The 2,458-nt window shown below is 73.2% G+C and carries 3 protein-coding genes; all 3 read right to left on the bottom strand.

From position 1 onward, the window contains the following. A partial coding sequence (locus tag K2Z83_RS00740; protein WP_255603050.1) for a DUF58 domain-containing protein occupies window positions 1-668 on the bottom strand: 668 nt, incomplete at its 3' end. A gap of 103 nt (window positions 669-771) precedes the next feature. Then, a complete protein-coding gene (locus K2Z83_RS00735) occupies window positions 772-2,082 on the bottom strand; it encodes a hypothetical protein (RefSeq protein ID WP_220593268.1) in 1,311 nt (436 codons plus the stop codon). Window positions 2,083-2,148: 66 nt separating this feature from the next. Beyond that, entirely contained in the window at window positions 2,149-2,421 is a 273-nt protein-coding gene (locus tag K2Z83_RS00730; protein WP_220593267.1) for a zf-HC2 domain-containing protein, read from the bottom strand. Window positions 2,422-2,458: the final 37 nt, after the last annotated feature.

Here is a 2,458-nt window from a genome sequence, read left to right as displayed (position 1 = left end):
GTCAGCTCCAGGCGCTGGCCGGTCTCGCTATCCTCAAGCTCCACCGGCCCCTGGATGTCGGGCCGCAGGTCGCGCTGGTCGAGCAGGTGCAGCACCAGCGTCTGCCAGCGCGGCGGGGCGAGGGCGCGCAGCCCCTCGGCCAGCCCATCGGAGGTGAGCAGGTCGGAGCAGATTACGATCATGCCGCCCTGGGGGGATCGCCGGGCGTGCTGGCGGATCACGGAGGCCAGCCCGGTCGCTGGCTGGGGCGCGAGGCCCGCGACGAAGCGCAGCATCTCGATCATGCGCGCCTTGCCCTGGGCCGGCCCGAAGGCGGGCAGGGCGGATGGGCCAAAGGGCACAATCTGCAGGCGGTCGCTGTGGGCCAGGGCCAGGTAGCCGAGGGCGCCCACAAGCTGCTGGGCGAGCCGCATGCGCGGCGGGCTGCCGAGCGTCATGCTGCGCGAGGCGTCAAGCAGCAGGTGGACGTTCACATCCTGCTCGGCCTCGCCCAGCCGCAGCAGGACGTGATCTTGGCGGGCGTAGGCGTTCCAGTCGACGTAGCGCAGGTCGTCGCCGCTGCTGTAGGGCCGGTGGTCGCTAAAGATGCTGGCCGGGATCTGGTGGCGGCTGGGGTGCTCGCCGCTGGAGGGGTTGCCGCGCAGGGTGCGCTGGGCCTGCAGGCTCATGCGCTCCATGCGCCGCAGGAAGGCCTCGTCGAAGAGTGGACCGTCGGCACGCGAGGAGGGTCTTTTAGGGAGGGCAAGCCCTCCCTGAGACCCTCCTCGCCCCCTACGGCGAAAAATAGTCCTGAACCACATCGCGCAGATCCGCCGGTATGAGCTGGGGGTCGTCCGCCGCCTGCACCGGGTCGGTGCCGAGGCTCGCGCCGCCCTGCGAGAAATTGCCGCCGTCGCTGTTCCCGCCGTCGTCGCCGCTAGCCTGGCCCTGGGCCGGGGTGGTGGCATCGCCCTGGGCGTCGAGCTCAAGCGGCACCCCATCGACGCCGAGTCGCTCGGAGGTCTGCGCGCGCTGCTCGCCGGGTAGGCTGGAGTCACCCGCCCCGCTGCTGCCCTGGCCCTGCTGGCCCTGATCCGGCTGCCCCTGGCCGGGGCTCTGGGCGGCGCCGGGCTGCTGCCCATCGCCGGGCTGGGCCGCCTGGCCCGCGCCCATCTGCTCCACGGCCCCGGCCAGATCCTCAAGCGCCTGGGCCGCCTGGGCGTCATCGCGCGACTGGAGGCCGTCGGCGCTGGCGCGCAGCTGCGCGGCCAGGTCGGGGCTGCTGGCCTCAACCTGGCTGGCCGCCCGGCGCAGGGCGCTGCCGAGATCGTTGCGCGCCTGCTGCGAGATCTGCCCGGCCTGGTCGGCCAGCTCGCGCAACCCCTGGGCCGCGCCCGCAAGGTCGCCCTGGTCGAGCGACTCGGCCACCTGGCGGGTGACGCTCTGGTCGCGCAGGGCGTCGGCGAGCGCCTGGAGGGCGGCGGGGTCGCCGATGGCGGGGGCCTGGCCCGTGCCGGGGCCGGGCTGCTGGCCGCCGGGCGCAGTGAAGGGCTCGTCGGGGAACTGGGCGGCCGGGTCCTGAGGCTGGGCCAGGGGCGGCAGCGGCTCGGGCGCGGCCAGCGGTCCCTGCCCGCCGATGCCCAGCAGGATCGCCATGCCGCCGAGGACGATCAGCAGGGCGATGATCAGGCCGACCTCGGCCCAGGGGAAGCCCTGGCGCCTGCCGGTGTAGCGGCGGATCTGGCCGATTGAGCGGCGTGACTCCTCAAGCAGGTAGGTCTCCACCCCGGTCGGGCTCGCGCCGAGCTCCAGGGCGGTGGCGATCTGCTCGTTCAGCTGGAAGCGCCGGTCGAGCCGCCGGGCCACCTCGCCGGCGGACATGCGCGGGCGCAGCACGAGCAGGGCTCCGCCGGCCACACATGTCAGGCCGAGCGCGGCCAGCCACTGCCAGCGCAACGGCATACCGAGGAGCAGGCTGGCCCCCAGGCCCACACAGCACAGCGAGAGGCCCAGCCACACCGAGCGCACCAGGATCCGCACGCCGCGACGGGCCCAGCGGTCGCTGGCGAGCCGGTCAAGCTGGATGTTCAGGGAGTTGCGCATTCCCTCGCATTGTACCCGGCCCAGTGATGCAGCGTCAACGGCAGAGCGCCCGCTCTCAGCAAACGCTCAGATCTGGCCGCCCAGCGCGCCGAAGAGCGCGAGCAGTTGCGCCCGCTCCTCGGCGAGCAGCCGGGGCGGCCCGAGCTGGCCGGTCAGCCAGATCGTCCGCCGCATCTGGTCGAGGTAGGCCCGGCAGCCCTCGCACGCATCCAGATGCGCCGCGAACCGCGCGCGATCGCGATCACCCAGCCCACCCTCAAGGTGCAGGGTGACAAGCTCCACCAGATCCTGGCAGCGCAGCTCGCCGCCCGGCCCACCATAGGTATGATCATCACGCATCGCGTGCCCTCGATCCTGCACCCATCGGCAGGGCATG

The sequence above is a fragment of the Oscillochloris sp. ZM17-4 genome (genome assembly GCF_019599295.1).
Taxonomy (GTDB): Bacteria; Chloroflexota; Chloroflexia; order Chloroflexales; family Chloroflexaceae; genus Oscillochloris.
The sequence above is the reverse complement of the archived record's forward strand: the minus strand, read 5'-3'. Positions and strand labels throughout refer to the sequence as shown.